Consider the following 22,304-nt stretch of genomic DNA (forward strand, 5'->3'; position numbering starts at 1 on the left):
GTCAGAGCCCTTTGCCGTGCAAAGGGATCTGACCCCCGATCACGGGATGGCTGCGGGGTCGGATCCCTTTGCGCAGCAAAGGGCTCTGACCCCCGCCCTCGTCGCCTCAGAACGCCATCGAGGTACTGAACATCAGCTGCCGTGGCGCGCTGCGCTGCAGGGTCTGGTAATCCCCCGAGAACGACGAGCCGGCGATGGTGGCGGTGCCGATGTTGTGGCGGTTGAACAGGTTGCTCACGTCCAGCCGCAGCTCCAGGCCGGGCACGGCGCTGTCCGCACCGAAGCGGTAAGCGGCGTAGGTGTTGACCTGCCAGAAGGTCGGCACGCGGATGTCGTTCTCGTAGGTGAAGGGCTGGCGCAGGTAGGAGGTGCTGGTGGCACCAAAGCGCCAGTCACCGAAGTGGGCGGACAGGTCGCTGACCAGCGAGATCTGCGGGTAGCCCGGCTGGGCGTTGCCCTTGATCGGGTACACCGTGTCACCCACCACGAAATCGCTGTCGTAGTACGAACGGGCCACGGCCACGCCCTGGTAGAACTGCAGGTGGTCGGTCAGGTCGGCGGTGATGCCGAGGTCGGCACCGATCACGTGCATCTTCGGCATCAACCGCACGGTGTTGATCTGTGCGAACTGGGTGCCGATGGCAGCCGACAGCAGGCGGTTGCGGATGTCGTTGTAGAACACGTCGCCGGTGATCGTCAGCCGGTCGAAGCGATGCGATGCACCCACGGTGAGGTTCCAGTTCTTTTCCGGACGCAGGGTACCCGCTACGCGGTCGAACTCTTCCTGGTCGGTGATGGTCCACGCCGAGGCGGTGTAACCGATGTTGCCGCGCTGAGCGACGCGATAGCCGTTCATGGTATTGGCCAGGTCGATGAAGGCATCGGTGGATTCGGTCGGGCTCCAGAACAGCGAGACATGCGGCAGGAAGTTGCTCTTCGCGCGCAGCGTGCCGTTCACCGGCCGGTCCTTGGCATCGCCGAGGCCGCCGCCGCGGGTGCGGAAGTCCACGGCCTTGAAGCCGACACCCAGCTTCAGCGTGTCGTTCAGCACGATGTCGTCCTGCAGGTAGAACTGGCGCAAGCGGGTCACCCAGCTCGATGCGTTGTCGGTCTTGAACGCGGGGCCGTACACATCGAACGGGCCGGTGGCCTTCAATGGCGGGCCCTCGCCCAGCAGTGGCTGCTGGTACCACTCGGTCTTGGCGGCGGCCTTGCTCTTCTCCTGCCAGAAGCCGGCGGTGAAGGTGTGCGCGCCGGTCTCGAACTGCAGGTTGACCATGCCACCCAGCCGGTTGAGGCGTGGTGTCTGCACCTGTTCGGAGAACGGTGCGCCGTTGGGTGACGGTACGGTCGGGTCGGTCAGCGTAGCCTGGGTGTGGCTGTTGGCGTTGTACAGCTGCACGTTGCCACTCAGCGCCGGGGTGATCTGGAAGCGATGGTTGATCGATGACACGCGGTCGCGGGTGATCTGGCCGGTGTCGTACGGAATCAGTTCGGAAAGCTCGCCGCAAGTGTAGGCGCCGCAGGACTTGTCTGCATTCTCCGGCGAGGCCACGTACCACGCCCACGCATAATCGGGATAGAAGATGTCGGCCTTCCAGCCCAGTTTGCGGATCATGTCGAAGGAGATGTTGTTGTAGCCCCAGACCTTGGCCTTGCTGTCGGACAGGAACACGGTGACATCGCCCCAGGCGACGTCCTGCTGCAGCTTCAGGTCGCCGCGCAGGAAGTTCTGCGTGCCCTCGCCCTGGTACTTGTCGGCAGACACGCGCTGCAGGTCGACCAGTACTTTCGGGCCCTGCTCGCCGAGCTGGCCGCTCTGCCCGGATACGGTGGTGACCAACGTGCTGTTGCTGCCCACGCCCTGCTTCAAACGCAGGCTGGGCGTGTCCTGCAGGTCACGCAGGCGGTACTCCAGGCTGCCGCCGTTGACGCTGCTGGAGAACACGCTGACCGGTGCGCCACCGGGGCTGACCGTGATCGCGCCGATGCCATCGGGCACGCCCACGTTCACCACGCTGGTGCCGGTAAGCGAGAGGAAGCCGTTGTCGTTCAGCGGCACGCCCTCGAAGGTGATGCCCATTTCATTCATGCGGAAGCCGCGCACGAACAGGCTGGTGGCCGAGATATCCAGGCCCAGCCCGTCGGTGGCGGTGTAGCTGGCGCCCGGTACCTGCCTCAGCATCGCCAGGCCGTTGTTGCCGGTGACCATCGCGTCCAGGTCTTCGGCCTTGATGATGTAGCGGTTGGGGCCGACCACCTGGGTCGGTGCCACGGCCGCACCGCGCGGTGTGGCGATAACCTGCAGGGCATTGAGCGTGGTGGGCGTGTCGAGCGCGGTGGCGTGCGTTTCTGCGGCATGCGCTGGCGCGGTGATGGCGGCGATGATGGCCAGGGCGAGGCGCGTCGTGGGTGGGGTGTTCATGGGCAGATCCAGGTGCAGGGAGAGAGCGGCGCAGGCGCACGCCCAGCGCGTTGCAGCACCGGTGTCGGCGCCCTGGCTGGCGGTGCGATTGCGTTGAGAGGGTGACGGCGCGGTGCGCGCCGGTCAGCAGACGAAGACGATCATCTGCCGCAGGATTCGATGGCGTGATTTCGACGTGCGAAATTCTTGCATCGCACTGGCGCATCCGCCATTGCACCGTGGTACAGCGCAGATGGTGATGGGGATGTATGGGCTATACGCAGGTATACATCCAAGCCAGGCTAGCGAGCAGTCGTGGACTGCTTCCACTCATCGATCAGAGCCACAACGGCAGCATGCAGCTGGGCGGCATCAAGCTCATACGCATGGCGATCTACATCTTCGTCGCAATACATGTCAGCAGCACAGAAGATGCTGGACAGGCACGTTGAAAGCGCTACGTCATCCAAAGCCGGCAAGTCGAGATCCCGCTCGATCTTCCATAGCTCGATGTAGGACTCGGAGAAAACTTGCGCCGACAACCGCTCGTTGGCGAAGGACTGAGCAAACATCATCAAAGTCCAGCTCATGATGTGCGTCCGATCATTGCAGGACGAAGCGCTCAATGGCACGTGCCACGCCTTCGTCGGCATTGCTGGTGGTCCCGAACCGCGCGACCGCCTTCACTGCGTCGATGGCATTGCCCATCGCCACGCTGGTGCCGGCGTACTGCAGCATGGTCAGGTCGTTCTCCTGGTCGCCGATGGCCATCACGTTGGCACGGTCGATGCCCAGGTGCTCGGCCAGCTTCTGCAGGCTCGGTCCCTTGCCGGCGCGGTGGTCGAACACTTCCAGGAAGAACGGTGCACTCTTCAGTACCGCGAAGCGCTCGGTCAGTTCGCTGGGCAGGCGCGCGATGGCGGCATCCAGCACGTCCGGCGCGTCGATCATCATCAGCTTGATGAAGGACATCGATGGATCCATGTCCTCCACGCGGCGGTACGACAGCGGCATCCGCGAGAGATGCGAGTCGGCCACGGTGTAGTAGCTGATGTCCTGGTTGGGCGTGTACATGCGCCGGCTGTCCAGCGCCTGGAAGTGCACGCCCAGGTCGCGGGCGACCTGCTCGCAGAACAGGAAGTCGTCGAAGCTGAGCGGATACTCGACCACGGTTTCGCGCGTGCCGATGCGCTGCACCAGGCCGCCATTGCAGGCGATGCAGTAGTCGTCGTTGCCGTTGATGCCGAGCTCGTGCAGGTACGGCGCCAGGCCGGGGACCGGGCGGCCACTGGTCAGCACGATGTGCACGCCCAGTGCGCGCGCCTGCGCGATGGCCTGCCGAGCGCGTGCGGTGAGCTGGTGCGACGTGTCCAGCAGCGTGCCATCCATGTCGATGGCGACCAGTTCGATGGTCGATTGCCGGCGGCCCATGTCCATTGCGTTCAACTCGTGCGGGGCACGCCAGTTTACCCCCTCATGCCCGGTTCACCTCTTTGCCCACGTTGGCCGGGATACTGCGGGAGCCTGTGCGTCCCCCACCGCAGGACGGCCCCTTGACCGCCCTTCCCTGGAGAACCTTGCGACGCATGACCTACCGTGCCCCTGAAACCAATGACAGCGCGCCCCTGGCCCAGCAGATCGAGCAGATGATCGACGAGCTGCCCGGCGACCAGGTGAGCGTCGGCACCCTGCTCAGCGCGCTGGGCGATGAGGGCCTGCTGCTGATCGTGATCCTGCTCTCGGCCATCTTCATCATTCCGGTGTCGATTCCCGGGCTGAGTACGGTGTTTGGCGCCTCGATCCTGCTGATCGGCCTGAGCCGGGTGCGCAACCGCCCGCTGTGGGTGCCACAGAAGCTGGCCCGCCGCGAGATCGCCACCGACAAGCTGAAGGCCAACCTCGGCCGTGCGCTGAAATGGGTGCACCGCATGGAGCGGCTGTCGCGGCCGATGCGGCTGGCGGTGATGGTGCGCTCGAAGAAGATGATGCGCCTGAACAACCTGATGCTGGTGTTCGCGACCCTGCTGTTGATGGCGCCGGCCGGGCCGATACCCTTCAGCAACACGCTGCCGGCGCTGGCGCTGATGTCCTTCGCCATCGGTTTCATCCAGCGCGATGGCGCGGCGGTGGCGGCCGGTTATGGCTTCGTGGTGGCCACAGTGGTGTATTTCGGCGTGCTGCTGGGCGGCGTGGGGTTTGCTGCGGAATCGGTGTTCAGCGGGTTCCGCAGCAGTACTGCGGAGCTGTAGAGCCGAGCCCATGCTCGGCTGCTCTTCGACCTGTACGCGAAACCCCGCGCTGCGCGCGTAAGCCGAGCATGGCTCGGCTCTACAGAACTACCTGGCCGACACCCGCCACACCACGTCGCCCACGTCGTCGGCCACCAGCAGCGCGCCTTCGGCGTCCATGGCCATGCCCACCGGTGCGCCCATCAGGGTCTTCTCGTCCTTTGAGGCAAAGCCGCTCACCACGGTCTGCGGGCGCCCGGTCGGCTTGCCGTCCTTGAACGGTACGTAGACCACTTCGTAGCCGCTCAGCGGTGAACGGTCCCAGCTGCCGTGCTCGCCGATGAAGGCACCGCCGTGGTACTGCGCCGGCAGCGCCTGGCCGGTGTAGAACAGCAGGCCCAGCGGTGCCACGTGGGAGCCGATGGCGTAGTCCGGCACGATTGCCTTGGCCACCAGGTCCGGCCGCTGCGGCTGCACGCGCTCGTCCACGTGCTGCCCATAGTAGCTGTAGGGCCACCCGTAGAAGCCATCTTCCTTCACCGAGGTGAGGTAATCCGGCACCAGATCGGCACCGATCTCATCACGCTCGTTGGCCACGGCCCACAGCTGGCCAGTGCTCGGCTCCCAGTCCAGCCCGGTCGGGTTGCGGATGCCCGACGCAAAGATGCGGCTGCCACGGGTGGCTACGTCCACCTCCAGCACGACCGCGCGGCGGTATTCGACGGCCAGGCCATTTTCAGTAATGTTGCTGTTGGAGCCGACGCCCACGTACAGCTTGCTGCCATCGCGGCTGGCCAGCAGTTCCTTGGTCCAGTGGTGGTTGATGGTGCTGGGCAGGTCGGTGAACTCGCGGCCCTTGTCCGACATGCGGGTTTCGCCGGGCACGTAGTGGTACTGCATGATGTTGCCGGTGTTGGCCACGTACAGCGTGTCGCCGATCAGCTGGATGCCGAACGGCGAATGCAGGCCCTCGATGTAGACATGCTGGGTCCACGTGTTCGTTCCCGGCGTGCGGCGCAGCAGGGTGACCCGGTTCCCGCCCTTGCCGGCCTTGCCCGAGCGCGCTTTGACCTTGCCGGCAATCCACTGCTTGGGCGTGGTGACCGGTTCTTCGCCGGGGCCGTTGCCTTCCACCACCAGTACATCGCCATTGGGCAGGGTCAGCAGGCGCCGCGGATGCTGCAGGTTGGCGGCGATGCGCTCGATCTTCAGGCCCTCGGCCACCGTGGGGGTCTGCCCATCAGCCCAGCCGACGCCCTTGGGCACCTGCATCGGCGGCATCAGGAAGTTGGCCGGCTTGGGCAGCGGCGGCTGCGGGCCCGACTGGTCGGCGGGATGGTATTCAGCCTTGCCGGCGCAGGCCGACAGCATCACGGCCAGCGCCAGGGCGCCCACGGTGGGCAGGATGTGCTTAGCCATGACGACCTCCCTGCAGCACCGGCGGCTGCAGTGACAGCAGGATCAGGCCCAGGGCAATCAGGGCCACGGTCAACGCCGACAGGATCGCGCCCGGCACCGCAACGGCGTACGCGTCGCGGCTGTGCACGAAGGCGTTCCAGATGGCCAGCACCACCGCGACCAGGTTGAGGAAGAAGTCGATGCGGTCGATGCGGGTGGCGGTACCGTTGCGGCGCCAGACCGCGAAGAGGTTGATCAGGCGCGGCACGATGGCGATCAGCAGGCCGAAGGTGATCAGCCAGGCAGCGGCCTTGCCCCACATCACCTCGGCGCTGTTGAGATAGATCGCGTCGAAGATCAGTGCGCCGACGAAGAAGCCGAAAGGTATCGGGTTCAACAGGCTGAACAGCGTGGTGCCGAGGCCGCGATGGGCCTGGGCGAGCGGATTGACCATCATCGTGCTCCGTGCGGAAGGGTGCACGGGCTGTAGTAGCACAGCGCGATGTGAGGACGCGCGATGATGCCCCGGCGGGGCTGCCACACCCTCCGCGCAGGCACCGCGCTAAGTGGATTCGTCCTCGCGCACCTCGTGGAAGGGCAGCATCGTCTCGAAGCCGAATTCGTGTTCCATGCTGGTGCGGACCAGGCCGCCGATGGCGTAGCGGCTGGTGTTGGCATGCACGTCTATGCCACCGGGCCGCCACTCGGTGCGCAGATGCAGCGTCTCTGCGCGACGCATGACGATCCGTTCCTCCTGCAGCAGCGCGCGACGATGCTTCTTCATCAACAGGCGCAGCGGTTTCACCGTGGTGATGCCGAAGGCTGCCAGCTCGGGCAGCAACTCGGCAATATCGGCATCGTCGCCATAGTCGTGGCTGCGCGTATGCACGGACAGCACCACCTTGCGGATGGCGGCAACCGAGAGCGGAGTCTGGTCCGCGCGCGCACGGGCACGCTGGCGTGCGTTCTTCATGTGTGACTTCACTTGTATGTGATTACCCACGTTTCCCGTACCTCGAAGCAAGCGCGCGAAGATGGCGTGAAGGTATTCGCGTGACCTGTCATAACTTGACGTACTAAGCGTTTGTGACGCAATTGGCACATTCGCACATTGCGGGTGTGAAGAGGTAGGGGGTTCTTCGTTGTGTCGCGTTTGGCTCGTTGCGATGGGGCAGTTCCGCCCCGCCGTCCTGCCATGCCGATTCACAACAGAAGGATTCGTGTATGAAGCGACACACGCAACGCACCGCGCCACCGCGCTCCGCGCGCCTGGCTCTCGCCACTGCCTTGGCACTGGGCAGCCTGGCCGTCACCGCCCAGGCCCAACAGGCCGATCCACTGGCGGGGATACAGTGGCACCTGCTCAACACCGGGCAGACGGTCCCGGCTGACACACTGCCGGTGGCAGGCAACGACCTGAACGTGGATGGCCTGTTCCGCAATGGCATCCGTGGCCAGGGCGTCACCATCGCCATCGTCGACGACGGCCTGCAGATCGCGCACCCGGACCTGGCGGCCAACGTGGCCGCTGTAGCCGGCAAGAACTTCACCAATGGCTCGAACAACCCCACCCCGACCAATCCCGATGTCGACAACCACGGCACCATGGTCGGCGGTATCGCCGGTGCGGTGGGCGCCAACAACCTGGGCGTGCGCGGCGTAGCCCCGGCGGCGACGTTGAAGGGCTTCAACCCGATTTCGCGCTCGGCCCTGGGCAACCAGCAGAGCAACATTGAGTACGCCTGGTGGGACGGCGCGGAATCGGTCGACGTGCAGGTGTTCAACAACAGCTGGGGCGCCGGCCCGGGCAATCCGAACCTGCCGCTGGCGTACAGCGAAAACACGATTCGTTCGTACGAGCAGGCACTGTCGGGCACGCGCGGTGGCCGCGGCGGCATCTACGTGAAGTCGGCCGGCAACAACTTCAACAATGCCTCCATCAGCCAGACCCAGGATGTCTGCACCACCGACACCAAGAACCGCAACACCGGCTGCGTGCCGGCCGGCCGTGATCCGCGCAACAACCTGTTCAACGTGATCACCGTGGGCGCGGTGCGCGCCGATGGCGTGCGCTCGTCTTACTCCTCCACCGGCTCGGCCCTGTGGGTTTCGGCCTTTGGTGGTGAGTACGGCCTGCAGGCGCAGTACGCGCCCGGCCTGGTGGCACGCGCGTACGACCCGGCCATCGTCACCACCGACGTGACCGGGTGCGCGCAGGGCAGCAACAAGAACACCAACCGCCAGAACACCCTGGACAGCAACCTGTCGGCCATCGACAGCACCTGCAACTACACCGCCAAGATGAACGGCACCTCGGCGTCGGCGCCGATGGTATCGGGCGTGGCGGCACTGGTGCTGGAAGCCAATCCGAACCTGTCCTATCGCGATGTGAAGTACATCCTGGCCACCACCGCCACGCGCAACCACCCGAACCAGCCGGCGGTGACGCTGGCCGACGGGCGCACGCTGGTGCCGGGCTGGACGGTGAATGCCGCCGGCCGTGCCTACAGCAACTGGTATGGCTTCGGCGTGGTCAACGCTGCACGTGCAGTGCAGGTGGCCGAGAACTTCCAGTCGCTCGGTGCGCTGGTCGACAGCGGCTGGCGCACCACCACGCGTACCGTGGCCATCGGCAATACCTCGGCCGCCGCCGCACGCCTGACCTTCCAGTTGGCCAACGGCGCGCGCAACATCGAAAGCGTGCAGCTGGGATTCCGGGTCAACCACCGCAACACGCGCCAGCTGCAGTTCGTGCTGGTGTCGCCCAGCGGCACCCGCAGCGTGGTGCAACCGGCGTTCACCGCGATCGGTTCGGGCACGGGTGGCGCGCAGAGCAATTTCACCAGCTGGGACCTGCTGTCCAGCAATGCCTTCCTGGATGAGAATGCCAGCGGCACCTGGACGCTGGAAGTGACCGACATGGGGCAGGCCGCGACCGCAGCTTCGCGCGGCAACCTCGAATTCTTCAAGATCCGCGTTCTGGGGCACTGATGATGAAGACCACCATTCTGTTGAGCACGCTCGCCCTCGCGGCGATGACCTCCCCTGCCTGGGCACAGAGCTCGGGGCAGACTCCTCCGGCCAGGACCCTGTCGACCGTGGATGTGCAGGAACTGAAGGCGTCCGCTACCGGCCGCGCGTTCGATGTAGGCGGCACGCGTTTCCAGCTGTCCCCCTCGGCCACGGTGAAGCAGGCCAGCGGCGGCCAGTTCACGATCACCCCGCAGGCGGCGGCGACCACCAGCCCGCGTACCAGGCGTTCGCTGGATGGCGCAGCGGCGGCACCTGCTGATGCCGGTGCCGGCAAGTTCGCGGCGGCGGTCTCCCGTGACGGCGCGCCGGTGGTGGCGACGTCGCGGGTCAAGGTGTTCTTCACCGATGCAGCCTCGGCCCAGCGCGCAGCCGCCGCCACTGGCGGTACCGTGGTGAAGGTCTCCAAGGCTTCAGGCCAGGCCATCGTGGAGTACCCGTCGGTGAACGCGGCGCTGGATGCGACCACCAGGCTGCTGTCCACCGCCGGTATCCGCGCGACCGAGCCGGACGTGGTGCAGTGGGAAGAGACCAAGTAAGGCGTTGAGTGGTGCCCCTGGCCGGTTGGCTCTCCTGGCCGGCCGGGGGATTGATGTCAGGGTGTGCCGACCAACGGTCGGCACCCACCGGACTCATGCATCACGTGTCGACCAAGGTCGGCACCCACCGCGGTAGAGGTGGCGTCAGCGGGCGGCGAGTGTGCCGCTGTGCTTGAGGTGGCAGCTGGCCAGTGCGTCGTTGCCGGCGGCCGGGTGGCCGGGTTCGAGCAGCAGGCGCTGCACGTCGGAGAACAGCTTGTCCACCGGCATGCCGTACGGCGCGAACAGGCGCAGGCGGCCCTTGCGGTCGAACACGTAGCCACCGGCGATGTGGCTCATGGTGTAGGTCTCCGGCACCTGGCCGGGCTCTTTTTCGTAGAACGCCTTGAAGTCACTGGCCATCGCCGCCAGCTGTGCTTCGTTGCCGACCAGCGCGATTGCCTTGGGATCGAAGGCTTCCACATAGGTGCGCGCAACCTCCGGCGTATCACGCGCCGGGTCGACGCTGACGAACACCACCTGCAGCTGGTCGGCATCCCTGCCCATCAGGTGCTTGACCTGGCTCAGCTCGACCATGGTGGTCGGGCACACGTCCGGGCAGCTGGTGAAGCCGAAGAACAGATAGGTCACCTGGCCCTGCAGGTCCTTCGGGCCACGCACGGTGCCGTGGCTGTCGGGCATCGACCACTGTTGGCCAAGTTCTTCGCAGGCAATGTCCTTGGAATAGAAGTCCATGCGCGACTGCGCACTGCAGCCGGCCAGCAGGCCGAGCAGCAGGCCTGCGGCCAGCCGCAGGCCACGATGGGGGAACGTAATGCCTTTCACGGTTCGCAGGCTCAGTTGATCATCATGTGGTAGTGCATGCTCCAGATGATCCAGACCGACAGCGCGACGACGATGAACAGGATCACCAGGGTGAACACGAAGCTGGCCAGGTTCCACCCGCCTTCGGACTTGCGGTCCATGTGCAGGAAATAGACCAGCTGCACCAGGATCTGTGCCACCGCCAAGCCGACCAGCAGGAACAGCGTGAGCGGCCGCGACAGCACCGGGTTCATCACCAGCGCGAACGGCACCACGGTCAGCAGCGCGCACAGCACGAAACCGATCAGGTAGGACTTGGTGGAGCCGTGCGCATTGCCGGCGCGCGAGGTTTCGACGTGGGCCATGTCAGAAGGCTCCGATCAGGTAGACGAAGGTGAAGACGCAGATCCACACCAGGTCCAGGAAGTGCCAGAACAGGCTCAGGCACGAAACGCGGGTGATGTTGGTCGGGGTCAGGCCACGGCGGTAGACCTGGTGCATGACCACCGCCATCCAGATCAGGCCGCTGGCGACGTGCAGGCCGTGGGTGGCGACCAGCGCAAAGAACGCCGACAGGTAGGCACTGGTGCTCGGGCCTGCGCCTTCGTGGATCAGGTGCGAGAACTCGTAGATTTCCATGCCGATGAACGAGGCACCGAGCACGAAGGTCACGCCCAGCCAGCGCAGCACCGCCGACGCATCGTGGCGATGCATCGCCAGCACGGCCTGGCCGTAGGTGATGCTGGACACCAGCAGCAGGAAGGTCTCGGCCATCACGAACGGCAACGAGAACAGCTCCTTGCCGGTGGGGCCGCCGGCATAGGCGGTGCTGAGCACCGCATACGAGGCGAACAGCGAACCGAACAGCACCAGGTCGGACATGAGGTAGACCCACATGCCGAACACCTTCATGCCGCCCTGCTCGTGGCTGTGGTCGTGCTCGTGGTGGTCCTCGTGCGCCTGCGTGTCGCTGGCCAGCTCGGGGCGGGTCAACAGGTTCATGCGCGTACCTCCTTCAGCTTGGCAAGGTTGGCCGCTTCAGTGCGCGCCACCTCTTCGGAACTGACGTAGTAGTCCACGTCCTCGTCGTAGGACCGCACGATCAGGGTGACGATCATCGCGATGAAGCTGGCCGCGGCCATCCACCAGATGTGCCAGACCAGGGCGAAGCACAGCACCAGGATCCAGATGTTGAGGATCACCGGTACGCCGGTGTTCTTCGGCATGTGGATCGGTGCGTACTTCTTCGGCGGCGGCGGCAGGCCGCGCTTCTTCGCTTCATGGAAGGCGTCCAGCTCGTCGGCCTTGGGCACCACGGCGAAGTTGTAGAACGGCGGCGGCGACGGCGTGGCCCATTCCAGCGTGCGTGCGTTCCACGGGTCGCCGGTCAGGTCCAGGTTGCGCTTGCGGTCGCGCACACTCACGTAGATCTGCACCAGCATCAGGATGATGCCCGCGAACACGAACAGCGCCCCGATGAAGGCGGCGATCAGGTACGGCGTCCACGCCGGGTTGTCGTACTGGTTCATGCGGCGGGTCATGCCCATGAAGCCCAGCATGTACAGCGGCATGAAGGCCAGGTAGAAGCCGATCACCCAGCAGGCGAACGACCATTTGCCCAGGCGCTCGTTGAGGGTGAAGCCGAACACCTTCGGGAACCAGTAGGCGAAGCCGGCCAGGTAGCCGAACAGCGCACCACCGATGATGGTGTTGTGGAAGTGCGCGACCAGGAACAGGCTGTTGTGCAGCAGGAAGTCCGCGCCCGGAATGGCCAGCAGCACGCCGGTCATGCCACCGATGGTGAAGGTGACCAGGAAGGCAATGGTCCACAGCATCGGCACACTGAACTCAACGCGGCCACCGTACATGGTGAACAGCCAGGTAAAGATCTTCACGCCGGTGGGAATGGCGATGATCATCGTCATGATGCCGAAGAAGGCGTTGACGCTGGCACCGGAACCCATGGTGAAGAAGTGGTGCAACCAGACGATGAACGACAGGATTCCGATCGCCAGCGTTGCACCGACCATCGACTTGTAGCCGAACAGCTTCTTGCGCGCGAACGTGGCGGTGACTTCAGAGAAGATGCCGAACGCCGGCAGCACCAGGATGTACACCTCCGGATGGCCCCAGGCCCACACCAGGTTCACGTACATCATCGGGTTGCCACCCAGCGTGTTGGTGTAGAAGTTGAAGTCCAGGTAGCGGTCCAGGGTGAGCGCGCCCAGCGCGACGGTCAGGATCGGGAAGGCGGCGATGATGATCACGCTGGTGACCAGCACGGTCCAGGTGAACACCGGCATCTTCATCAGGGTCATGCCCGGCGCACGCATGCGCAGGATGGTGATGAACAGGTTGACGCCGGTCAGCAAGGTGCCGATCCCCGAAGCCTGCAACGCCCAGATGTAGTAGTCGACACCGACGCCTGGACTGAACTCGATGCCCGACAGCGGCGGATAGGCGACCCAGCCGGTCATGGCGAACTCGCCAACGCCGAGCGAGATCATCATCAGCGCGGCGCCGACCACGAAGATCCAGAAGCTGAAGGCGTTGAGGAACGGGAACGCCATGTCGCGTGCGCCGATCTGCAGCGGCACGATGATGTTCATCAGGCCAACCACGAACGGGGTGGCCACGAAGAAGATCATGATCACGCCGTGTGCGGTGAAGATCTGGTCGTAGTGCTCCGGTGGCAGGAAGCCGTCACTGCCCGGCCCGGCCGCGGCCAGCTGCGCGCGCATCATCAGCGCGTCGGCGAAGCCACGCACCAGCATGACCAGCGCCACCACCACGTACATGATGCCGATCTTCTTGTGGTCCACGGTGGTGAACCAGTCACGCCACAGCGGGCCCCACAGCTTGAAGTACGTCACTGCGCCAAGCAGCGCGAGGCCACCCAGCACCATCGCCACCAAGGTGACCACGACGATCGGCTCGTGCAGCGGCACGGCCTCCCACGTCAATTTACCCAACATGTTCGTTACTCCTGGGAAACCTGGGCACCGCCGGCAGCGCCCGCCGGGGTAGCCGCAGCGGTGTTCTCACCGACGCCGATGAACTGGTCGATGACCTTCTTGAACAGCAACGGTTCAACACTGGAGAAGTGCCGCACCGGTGCGTTCTTCGACGGCGCGGCCAGCGCCTTGAACTGTGCGAAGCTGAGCGCGTCCGGCGCGCTGCGCACCTCAGCTACCCAGCGATCGAATTCTTCGTTGCTGCTGGCGGTGGCGATGAACTTCATGTTCGAGAAGCCATGCCCGCTGTAGTTGCCGGACATGCCACGGAACTGGCCAGGCTCGTTGGCGATCAGGTGCAGCTGCGTGCGCATGCCCGCCATCGCGTAGATCTGCCCGCCCAGCTGCGGGATGAAGAAGGTATTCATCGTCGAGTTGGAAGTGATGTTGAACGCCAGCGGGCGGTTGGCCGGGAAGTTGAGCTGGTTGACCGTGGCGATGCCCAGGTCCGGGTATACGAACACCCACTTCCAGTCCGTGGCGATCACGTCCACGTGCAGCGGTTCACCGGCCACGTCCAGCGGCTTGTACGGGTCCAGTTCGTGGGTCGACTTCCACACGATCACTGCCAGGCCGGCAATGATCAGCAGCGGCACGCCCCAGACCACGATTTCCACCTTGGTGGAGTGCGACCAGTCCGGCGTGTATTTCGCTTGGGTGTTGCCGGCGCGGAAGCGCCAGGCGAATACGAAGGTCAGCACAATGGCCGGTATCACCACGATCAGCATCAGGCCGATGCAGATCAGGATCAGGTCGCGCTGGGCGAGCCCGACCATGCCCTTCGAATCCAGCAGCACCCAGTCACAGCCCGACAGGCCGACGCAGGCCAGGGCGACCAGCGCCAGGCGGATGCGGTTCCAGCAGATATTCATTGGAGGTCAACCCTGTTGAAGAAGCGCGCTTGACCGGCTCGCCTGCGCGCAGCGCCCGGGCGTGGAGCGGCTACACTGTGGGTACGAGGTTGCCTACAAGAAGGCGAACAACTCCAATCAAGCCCATACAAAATACATCATTGTATGGACTTGTGCACCTGCACGTATGGAAAAACCTGACCGATGACGCCACCTGCCGCCGGCCGCCGCCTGAAACACCCCAATCGCACCTGGGTTCGCCCCTTCCGCGAGGGCGCCGGCCCGCTGTACCTGCAGATTGCCCAGCAGGTGCGCGAGGCGGTGGATGACGGCGTGCTGCGCCCGGGCGACCGCCTGCCGCCGCAGCGCGACCTGGCCCAGCAGGTGGGCGTGGACCTGACCACGGTTACCCGGGCGTTCGCCGAGCTGCGCCAGGCCGGCCTGCTCGACGCGCAGGGCGCCGGCGGCACCTTCATCGCGCTGTCGGCAGGCAACCGCAGCACCTCGGTGGACCTGAGCATGAACATCCCGCCGCTGCTGGGCAGTGCGCCGTTCGCGCAGGGCATGGAGGCCGGTTTCCAGCACGTGGGCCAGCAGCTGGGCCAGGGCGAACTGATGAGCTACCACGTCGGCGCCGGTACCCGCGAGGACCGCGCCGCCGCGGTGCAGTGGCTGGCGCCGATGCTGGGCACGGTGGGCGCCGACCAGGTGGTGATCTGTCCCGGTGCGCAGACCGCGCTGTGTGCACTGATCCTGGCCTGCACCCAGCCGGGCGAGCTGATCGCCGCCGAGCAGCTGACCTACCCGGGCCTGCTGGCCGCCGCGCGCGTGCTGCAACGGGGTGTGGTGCCGGTGGCGATGGACGCCGAAGGCATGCTGCCCGATGCGCTGGAAGAAGCCTGCCAGCTGCGCCGCCCGCGCCTGCTGTACCTGGTACCGACCATCCAGAACCCGACCTCGGCAACGATGTCGGCACAACGCCGGCAGGCCCTGTTGGCGGTCGCCAAGCGCCACGCTCTGACCGTGATCGAAGACGATCCCTACTGGTTGCTGGCCGGGGACGCCGCACCGCCGCTGGCCGCCCACCGCGACGCTGGCTGCCCGGTGTATTACATCTCCACCCTGTCCAAGTGCCTGGCACCGGGCCTGCGCACCGCCTACCTGGTGGTGCCGGCCGGCGAACCGATGGAACCGGTGCTGGACGCCCTGCGTGCGATCGCGCTGATGCCGACCCAGTCGATGGTGGCGGTGGCCTCGCAGTGGATCCGCAGCGGCAAGGCCCAGGACATGGTGCAGCGCTTCCAGCAGGAGCTGCGCGAGCGCCAGGCGATTGCTGCGCAGTACTTGCCGTCCCGTGCCCAGGCCCATCCGGCCGGCCTGCATGTGTGGCTGCCGCTGCCGCCACGGCTGGACCAGTACCGGCTGATCCAGGCCGCGCAGGAACAGGGGCTGGGCATCGCCAGTTCCGACGCCTTCAGCGTGGAAGAACCGCCTCCGGGCAACGCGATCCGCCTGTCACTGGGCGGCGCGGTTGACCAGGGTGCGCTCGCCGGGGCGCTGGCCAAGCTGAATGAAATCCTGTCTGAAGCCCCCGAGGCCCGGCACAACGCCATCGTCTGAACCGGACGCATGGTGCCATATCCATACAAGATGATATTTTGTATGCAATGTATGGATGAAGGGACGTGCCTCGATGCGCGCGGAGAAACTGAAATTCCACCTGGTGATGGCCGGCTGCGGTGGCTTTGTGGTGCTGATGCTGGCCGCGCTGGCCTGGGTCTGCCTGCAGCCGCAGACCGTGGATGTGCAGGCCGCCGAACGCCACGCCATCGAGCAATGCGTGCAGCGCAGCGAGGATCCGTCGCGTAGCGAGATCCAGCGCCGGGCGCAGGCCGATTCCTGCCGCGAGATGCGCAAGCAGTACGTACACAAGTTCGGCGGGGACGCGTCCTGATGGGCGCAGCCGCGCCGCGTCGCCGCTGGTTGCTGCCGACGATGATCGCCCTCGCCTGCCTGTTCATGGCCGGCGTGGCGGCGGCGCTGTGGCAGTACTTCGGCTACAGCGCGCAGTCCACGTTCACCGAACAGGCCATCGTCTTCGACGACTCGCAGCTGCGCCTGCCGGCCGATCTGGCCGGTAATACCGGCCGCATCCGCGTGGTGCATTTCTGGGACCCGGCCTGCGGCGTGTGCAACCGCGAGACCGGTGCGCACCTGAGCTACCTGATCAGCATGTACCGCCGCGCCGGCATCGACTTCTACGCGATCCGTCGCCCTGGCACGCAGGGCGAACTGCCCGAGCCGCTGCGCAACAAGGTGATCAACCTGCCGACCATCGATGGCATCGAGCACATTCCGGCCAGCCCTGCCGTGGCGATCTGGGACCGGCAGGGCCATCTGGCCTACGCCGGGCCGTACAGCATCGGCATGGTCTGCAACTCGGCCAACAGTTTCGTCGAACCGCTGCTGGACAGACTGGTGCGCGGCGAATCCGTGCGCCCGAAAGGACTGCTTGCCGTGGGCTGTTACTGCCCGTGGCAGGCCAAGCGCTGAGGAGCGCAATGACATCACTGGCTCTGGGTGGCGTGGCCGCCGCAAACAACAACGGCGGTCACCTGTCCGAACCGACCGATGGTTATGGACAGGCTCCCGCCGTTGGAAGCAACGATACGCCCCGACATGCTCCGTACATGCCGCGACCGGATGTCGCAGCCCGCGAATGGGTGCAGGACGTGCTCGCGCACAACGGGCCGATCTACCTGCGCATCGTCAATTCGCTGGAACGCACGGTGCGTCGCGGTGGTCTTGCACCGGGGCAACGCCTGCCCTCGCAGCGCGCGTTGGCGCAGCAGCTCGGCGTCGACCTGACCACGGTAACGCGGGCATTCGATGAAGCGCGCAAGCGCGGCCTGATCGAGGCGCGCGGGCCACAAGGCAGTTTCATCGCACCACCCAAGGCCGGCTTCGACCAGGTGGTGGACCTGAGCATGAACGTGCCGCCGGTGCCCGATGCCGATGCGCTGGCCGAAACCCTGCGCCGCGGTGCCGCCGCCGTGCTTGCGCGCAGCAATGCGCCGAACCTGATGACCTACCACCTGGGCGGCGGCAACCCGACCGACCGCCACGCGGCAGCGCGCTGGCTGCAACCGATGCTGGGCGCGGTGGAGGATGCCAGCCTGTTGCTGACCGAAGGCGCGCAGGTGGCGCTTGCCGCGATCCTGGTCAGCCAGGGCCGCGACGGTGATGCGATCCTCTGCGATGCGCTGGTCTATCCGGGCCTGCTGCAGGCCGCAGCGGCGCTTGGCCGGCGGCTGTTGCCGGTGGACTGCGACGAACACGGCATGTGCCCCGATGCGCTGGCCCGGCTGGCACGCGAAAGCGGCGCGCGGTTGGTCTATCTCAACCCCACCTGCCAGAACCCGACCGCGCTGACCCTGCCGCTGCAGCGGCGCGAAGCGCTGGCGCGTGTTCTGGAGAGGGAAGGCCTGCTGGCGATCGAAGACGATCCTTACTGGCACCTCGCCGAGGATGCACCGACACCGCTGGCGGCGCTGGCACCGCGCCATGTGTTCTACGTGGCGACGCTGTCGAAGGTGATCAGCCCCGGCCTGCGCACTGCGTTCGTGCAGTGCCCAAGCGCTGCGCACGCCGAGTCGATGACGGCTGCATTGCGAGCGACGCGGTTGATGGGTCATCCGCTGGTCTCGGCGTTGGCCAGCCAGCTGCTGCTGGATGGTTCGGCGCAGTCACTGCTGGCCCAGGTGCGCACCGAGGCACGCGAGCGCATGCGCATGGCGCGCTACCTGCTGGCGCCATCGCTGCTGCAGCGCGCGGAAGGCCTGCATGCCTGGTGCCGGGTACCAGCGCCGTGGACCGACGCCACCCTGGTGCGTACCGCACAGCTGCAGGGGCTGGCCATCGCTCCTTCGTCGGCGTTCTGTCCGCCCGGGGTGCAGCATCAGCACGGCGTGCGGCTGTCGTTGGGGCTGGCGGCGGACCGACGGCAGCTGGAGAGCGCGTTGCGGCGGATTGACCGGTTGTTGTTGTCGGACGCGCTGCCGGCGATCGAGCGGTAGCCCTGGTAGTGCCGGCCGCTGGCCGGCAACGGCGTGCACGGATCATGAGGTTGCCGGCCAGCGGCCGGCACTACCCCAATGCCACCAGCGCCTGTACCAGCACATCCATCTGCGCTGGCCGGGTGAACACCGAGGGCGTCACCCGCACGCAGGCGCCGGAGTCCAACCCGTCACGATGCGTGGTGAACACGCGATGCTCGTCCAGCAGGCGCTTCTGAAGCGCGATGTTGTCAGCCACGCTGGTGCGCCCGCGCAGGCGGAAGCTGGCCAATGCGCTGGCCAGCGCCGGATCAGGCGACGACAGCACTTCGACATGCGCCATCTGCCGCGCAGGGACGGTCCAGCGCTCGCGCAGGTAGCGCAGGCGCGCCTGCTTGTTGGCCGCGCCGATGCGCTGGTGCAGCGCGATCGCTTCCGGCAGCGCCAGGTAAGCGGCGAAGTTGACCGTGCCGGTGTGCACACGGCTGCCCACGCGGCCATCGTCGGTCTCGCCCATGTACGGGTCCAGGTCCGCAACGCGGCCCTTGCGCACATACATCGCGCCGACGCCGACCGGCGCACCGATCCACTTGTGCAGGTTGATGCCAACGAAATCGGCCTTGAGCTGCGGCACCGCGTAGTCGATCTGGCCAAACCCGTGTGCGGCATCAACGATCACGTCGATGCCGCGTGCGCGCGCACGTTCGGCGATTTCGGCCACCGGCAGCACCAGTCCATGGCGATGGCTGACCTGGGTCAGCAGCACCAGTTTCAGGCGAGGCAGCCGCGCGAACGTGGCCTCGTAGGCCTGCAGGATCTGCGTATGGTCGGGCACTGCCGGCAGCGCGATGCGCTCGGCCTGCACGCCGCGGCGCTGCTGCAGCCAGCGCATCGCGCCGATCATGCTGTCGTAGTCGATATCGGCGTACAGCACCTGGTCGCCGGGCTGCAGGCGGTTGTAGCCGCCGATCAGCGCCAGCATCGCCTCGGTGGCACCGCGGGTCAGTGCGATCTCGTCGGCGCCCACGCCCAGCAGTTCGGCCACCTGCCGCTGCACCGCCATGTACTGCGCCGGGAACTCACGGCGGCCATACCAGGCATTGCCTCGGTTCACTTCCGCGGTGTGGCGCTGGTAGCTGGCCAGCGTCTGGCGGCCCATCGCGCCCCAGTAGCCGTTCTCCAGATGGTTCACTTCGTCGGTGACATCGAAGTGGCTGGCCACGGCGGCCCAGTAGTTTTCATCGCGGGCCAGCACGTCCGGCGCCACGGTCGTTGCGGGAATCTGCATGGACGCAGCGTAACGCGTGGCAGCCATGGCCGGCAGTGAAGAAAGTGCGGCTGCGGCCGGCAGCAAGGTGCCGGCACGCAACAGGGAGCGGCGGGCCGGGTCCATCAGAAGCTCAGCCGGTACTGTGCGTACAGGTTGGCGCCGTCGGTGTCGTACGGCGCGTTGCGCGAGTAGACCAGGCCGCGACTGGCCTGGAAGGTGGCTTCGTCCGGATAGCGGTCGAATACGTTGTCGGCACCCACACGCAGGCTGTGATGTTCGTTGATGCGATAGCCGACGGCCAGGTCGAGGAAGCTCATCGCGCCGAAGCGCTGGTAGATATCGCCCACTGCATTGCCGCTGGAATCGGTCCAGGCGCCGTAGTAGCGCATGCGTGCCATCAGCGACCAGGCGCCGATGTCCCAGCTTCCGGTCAGGCTGCCCTTGTGCTCGGGCAGGCGATCCTCGAACAGCACGCGCTGGGTCTCGTTGGTGGCCACCGAGGTGCTGCCGTTGTCCACGCGGGTGCGGTTGTAGTTGTAGGCCAGGGTCAGCGTCATGCGGCCTGCGCCGAGATCGCGCAGGTAGTTGCCGACCACGTCCACGCCGGTAGTGGTGGTATCGAAGTCGTTGGTGAAATAGTTCACCGAGGTATAGCCCAGCGGATTGGGCGTACCGGCCGGAATGGCGAAACTGGCCGACTGGCTGAAGCGGTCGCTGAGCTTGATCTGGTAGACATCCACCGAGCCGGACAGGCCCAGGTCGGTGCGCCAGGTCAGGCCCAGCGACGCGGTACGCGATTGTTCCGGCTTCAGCGGCCTGGCGCCGAGCAGCTGCGCCAGCGGATCGTTCGGCGACAGACGGCCACTGGTGAAGATCTGCAGCGTGCGCGTATCCAACCCCTGGGTGGTGCTGGTGGTATTGAGCTGCGCCGGCGTCGGCGCACGGAAGCCGCTGGACACGGTACCGCGCAGGGCTACGTCCGGGGTGATCGCGAAGCGCGCCGAGAGCTTGCCGTCCAGCGTGCTGCCGAAGCTGGAGAAGTCCTCGTAGCGGCCGGCTGCACCGATGCTCCAGCGCTCGCCCAGCGGTAGTTCCATGTCCACGTAGGCGGCCTTGCTGCGCTGGCTCCACTGCCCGGCCTGGCTGGCCGAGAAGCCGGGCGCGCCATTGGAATTGGCCTCCAGGCCCGCCGCAGCGCCCGGACCCACCGCGTACGAGGCCGGGTCGCCGGCACGCACCTGGTAGGTCTCCTGGCGGAACTCGCCACCGAAGGCGACGTTGACCGGCTGGGACAGCGCGGCCACGTCCCACTCGTAGTTGAAGTCTGCGTTGGCGTTCTTCTCGGTCTGGGTCAGGCGGCCAAGATCGAACGCGGTCGGGCTGGCCGGGCCGAGCGAGGCATTGATCGAGTTCTTCAAGCTGTAGTCGATGGCGTTGCGGCCATACGAGGCGCTGACATCCCAGCGCAGCTTGGGCGTGATCTCGCCGCGCAGGCCACCGACCAGCTGCAGGTCGTTCTGGACGTTGCCGTACTGCGGGCTGAAGCCGACCGGATACAGCGAGCGCAGGTTCCAGCCCGGGAAGATGGCGGTGGTGCGGTACGCACCGGTGGTAGTGTCCGGATTGCGCCAGTTGAAATCACTGACGCCATCGCTGTGGCTGTACAGGCCGAAGGCATAGAACTCCAGCGTCTCGCTGGCATTGGCCTTCACGTTGAAGCCGACGCGGCGGCTTTCCAGCTCCGGCTGGCCCCAGCGCTGCACCGGATTGGGCACGTCCAGTTCCGGATGTGCAGCCTGGAAGGCGATCGCGTCCGGGCGCTGGCGCGTGCGCGAGGTAGCGTCGGAGTTGGACGATTCGGCGAACAGCACCAGGCTGCCATAGTCGCCCAGCGACCAGCCGGTGCGCGCACTGAAGTCGCGCGAGGCACCGTCGCCCTGCGCGTACTGCGAATAGCCGGCGGTGATCTCGCTACCCGGGCCATCCTCGAGGATGATGTTGATGACACCGGCGATGGCGTCCGAGCCGTACTGCGCCGACGCACCATCACGCAGCACCTCGATGCGCTTGATCGCACTGGTGGGAATCTGTGCCAGATCAGCGGCCTGCGCACCGCGGTTGCCGAGCAGCGCGCTGCGATGGAAGCGGCGACCGTTGACCAGCACCAGGGTCTGGTCCGGCGACAGGCCACGCAGCGTGGCCGGACGCACGAACACCTGGCCGTCCGCCATCGGCAGGCGCTGCACCACGAACGATGGCACCAGCTGCGCCAGCACGTCCTTCAGGTCGGTGGATTCAACGGACCTGATGTCTTCCTTGCTGAACACATCCACCGGCGCCAGCGTTTCGAACTGGGTGCGGTTGGACGCGCGCGTACCGGTGACCAGCATCGCGTCGAGCTGGGTGGGCGCGGCGCGGCTGCCGCCGGCGGCATCTACCGCATCGGCCTCCGCTGCGATCGCGCCTCCTGCGCTGGCCATGCAAAGGGCAAGGAGGATGGAACGCGAAAGCTTCGAACGATGCACGGCAGGGCTCCGGGAGGACGCGACAGGGCCAGCACCTGTGCACACACAACAGGCCTGGACAAGGCGCGCAGTCTCGGCGCGATGTGTGAAGGAGGCATGACGTCACTGCGACAGCTTGAGTCCGCACAGGCGCAAGAACTGCTAAACGCCGCGCCTGCCGATCCGCTACTGTGCCCAGCATTGGAT

The 22,304-nt window shown here is 66.1% G+C and carries 20 protein-coding genes; 7 read left to right on the top strand and 13 right to left on the bottom strand.

Translation table 11 applies throughout. The features are described from left to right. Positions 1-106: 106 nt before the first annotated feature. The 3 genes from ACSYHF_RS19165 to yidA all read right to left on the bottom strand — a co-directional run bounded on the left by ACSYHF_RS19165 (position 107) and on the right by yidA (position 3,841). Positions 107-2,425 (bottom strand): TonB-dependent receptor, encoded by a 2,319-nt coding sequence (locus tag ACSYHF_RS19165; RefSeq protein WP_447575933.1) that lies wholly within the window; start codon positions 2,423-2,425, stop codon positions 107-109. Between the two features lie 281 nt (positions 2,426-2,706). Next, positions 2,707-2,994 (bottom strand): colicin immunity domain-containing protein, encoded by a 288-nt coding sequence (locus ACSYHF_RS19170; RefSeq protein WP_065197195.1) that lies wholly within the window; start codon positions 2,992-2,994, stop codon positions 2,707-2,709. 13 nt (positions 2,995-3,007) lie between these two features. Further along, positions 3,008-3,841, bottom strand: coding sequence for a sugar-phosphatase (gene yidA / locus ACSYHF_RS19175; RefSeq protein ID WP_088497378.1), 834 nt, complete (start codon positions 3,839-3,841; stop codon positions 3,008-3,010). Between the two features lie 149 nt (positions 3,842-3,990). Between yidA and ACSYHF_RS19180 the strand changes: the two genes are divergently transcribed. Continuing rightward, positions 3,991-4,653 (top strand): exopolysaccharide biosynthesis protein, encoded by a 663-nt coding sequence (locus tag ACSYHF_RS19180; protein ID WP_049444347.1) that lies wholly within the window; start codon positions 3,991-3,993, stop codon positions 4,651-4,653. 87 nt (positions 4,654-4,740) lie between these two features. Here ACSYHF_RS19180 and ACSYHF_RS19185 read toward each other — a convergent pair whose 3' ends face one another. The 3 genes from ACSYHF_RS19185 to ACSYHF_RS19195 form a co-directional block, all read right to left on the bottom strand. Then, a complete protein-coding gene (locus ACSYHF_RS19185) occupies positions 4,741-6,051 on the bottom strand; it encodes a PQQ-dependent sugar dehydrogenase (protein ID WP_447575934.1) in 1,311 nt (436 codons plus the stop codon). Then, positions 6,044-6,484 (bottom strand): DUF2231 domain-containing protein, encoded by a 441-nt coding sequence (locus tag ACSYHF_RS19190; protein ID WP_111129571.1) that lies wholly within the window; start codon positions 6,482-6,484, stop codon positions 6,044-6,046. Before ACSYHF_RS19190 ends, ACSYHF_RS19185 begins: the two co-directional genes overlap by 8 nt. A 108-nt stretch (positions 6,485-6,592) precedes the next feature. Further along, complete coding sequence (locus ACSYHF_RS19195) at positions 6,593-7,003, bottom strand: hypothetical protein (RefSeq protein ID WP_005420017.1); 411 nt, start codon at positions 7,001-7,003, stop codon at positions 6,593-6,595. Positions 7,004-7,254: 251 nt separating this feature from the next. Here ACSYHF_RS19195 and ACSYHF_RS19200 point away from each other — a divergent pair, with 251 nt between their 5' ends. Both ACSYHF_RS19200 and ACSYHF_RS19205 read left to right on the top strand, forming a co-directional pair. Then, a complete protein-coding gene (locus ACSYHF_RS19200; protein ID WP_111129573.1) occupies positions 7,255-9,021 on the top strand; it encodes a S8 family serine peptidase in 1,767 nt (588 codons plus the stop codon). Continuing rightward, entirely contained in the window at positions 9,021-9,599 is a 579-nt protein-coding gene (locus tag ACSYHF_RS19205) for a DNA breaking-rejoining protein (RefSeq protein WP_447575935.1), read from the top strand. Before ACSYHF_RS19200 ends, ACSYHF_RS19205 begins: the two co-directional genes overlap by 1 nt. 144 nt (positions 9,600-9,743) lie before the next feature. On the opposite strand, the gene ACSYHF_RS19210 is transcribed toward ACSYHF_RS19205, so the two are convergent. From ACSYHF_RS19210 to cyoA, 5 genes are read right to left on the bottom strand one after another with little or no spacing between them, the layout of a single operon-like run. Continuing rightward, positions 9,744-10,424, bottom strand: coding sequence for an SCO family protein (locus ACSYHF_RS19210; protein ID WP_005420028.1), 681 nt, complete (start codon positions 10,422-10,424; stop codon positions 9,744-9,746). A gap of 11 nt (positions 10,425-10,435) precedes the next feature. After that, entirely contained in the window at positions 10,436-10,768 is a 333-nt protein-coding gene (gene cyoD / locus ACSYHF_RS19215; protein WP_005420031.1) for a cytochrome o ubiquinol oxidase subunit IV, read from the bottom strand. A 1-nt stretch (position 10,769) separates the two neighbouring features. After that, positions 10,770-11,405, bottom strand: a complete 636-nt coding sequence (cyoC, locus tag ACSYHF_RS19220) for a cytochrome o ubiquinol oxidase subunit III (protein WP_005420033.1) — start codon at positions 11,403-11,405, stop codon at positions 10,770-10,772. Then, on the bottom strand, positions 11,402-13,378 hold the full coding sequence (gene cyoB, locus ACSYHF_RS19225) for a cytochrome o ubiquinol oxidase subunit I (protein WP_065197203.1): 1,977 nt from the start codon (positions 13,376-13,378) through the stop codon (positions 11,402-11,404). The genes cyoC and cyoB overlap by 4 nt, the downstream gene beginning before the upstream one ends. A gap of 5 nt (positions 13,379-13,383) precedes the next feature. Beyond that, positions 13,384-14,289, bottom strand: coding sequence for a ubiquinol oxidase subunit II (cyoA, locus tag ACSYHF_RS19230; RefSeq protein WP_134735147.1), 906 nt, complete (start codon positions 14,287-14,289; stop codon positions 13,384-13,386). A 183-nt stretch (positions 14,290-14,472) separates the two neighbouring features. On the opposite strand from cyoA, the gene ACSYHF_RS19235 reads away from it, so the two are divergent. The 4 genes from ACSYHF_RS19235 to ACSYHF_RS19250 are packed head-to-tail and all read left to right on the top strand — an operon-like array spanning position 14,473 to position 18,344. Further along, positions 14,473-15,888 carry an aminotransferase-like domain-containing protein gene (locus ACSYHF_RS19235; protein WP_447575936.1) on the top strand — a complete coding sequence of 472 codons (1,416 nt, stop codon included), beginning with the start codon at positions 14,473-14,475 and terminating at the stop codon, positions 15,886-15,888. Between the two features lie 55 nt (positions 15,889-15,943). Beyond that, positions 15,944-16,222 carry a hypothetical protein gene (locus tag ACSYHF_RS19240; protein ID WP_005420041.1) on the top strand — a complete coding sequence of 93 codons (279 nt, stop codon included), beginning with the start codon at positions 15,944-15,946 and terminating at the stop codon, positions 16,220-16,222. Then, positions 16,222-16,821 (top strand): DUF6436 domain-containing protein, encoded by a 600-nt coding sequence (locus tag ACSYHF_RS19245; protein ID WP_053497371.1) that lies wholly within the window; start codon positions 16,222-16,224, stop codon positions 16,819-16,821. Before ACSYHF_RS19240 ends, ACSYHF_RS19245 begins: the two co-directional genes overlap by 1 nt. Before the next feature lie 8 nt (positions 16,822-16,829). Next, a complete protein-coding gene (locus tag ACSYHF_RS19250) occupies positions 16,830-18,344 on the top strand; it encodes an aminotransferase-like domain-containing protein (RefSeq protein ID WP_329845915.1) in 1,515 nt (504 codons plus the stop codon). A gap of 70 nt (positions 18,345-18,414) precedes the next feature. Here ACSYHF_RS19250 and ACSYHF_RS19255 read toward each other — a convergent pair whose 3' ends face one another. Together ACSYHF_RS19255 and ACSYHF_RS19260 are read right to left on the bottom strand one after the other, a co-directional pair. Beyond that, complete coding sequence (locus ACSYHF_RS19255; RefSeq protein ID WP_447575937.1) at positions 18,415-19,716, bottom strand: aminotransferase class V-fold PLP-dependent enzyme; 1,302 nt, start codon at positions 19,714-19,716, stop codon at positions 18,415-18,417. Next, positions 19,716-22,118 carry a TonB-dependent receptor plug domain-containing protein gene (locus ACSYHF_RS19260; protein ID WP_447575938.1) on the bottom strand — a complete coding sequence of 801 codons (2,403 nt, stop codon included), beginning with the start codon at positions 22,116-22,118 and terminating at the stop codon, positions 19,716-19,718. Before ACSYHF_RS19260 ends, ACSYHF_RS19255 begins: the two co-directional genes overlap by 1 nt. Between the last annotated feature and the right edge of the window lie 186 nt (positions 22,119-22,304).

The organism is Stenotrophomonas maltophilia group sp. P373, assembly GCF_053295075.1.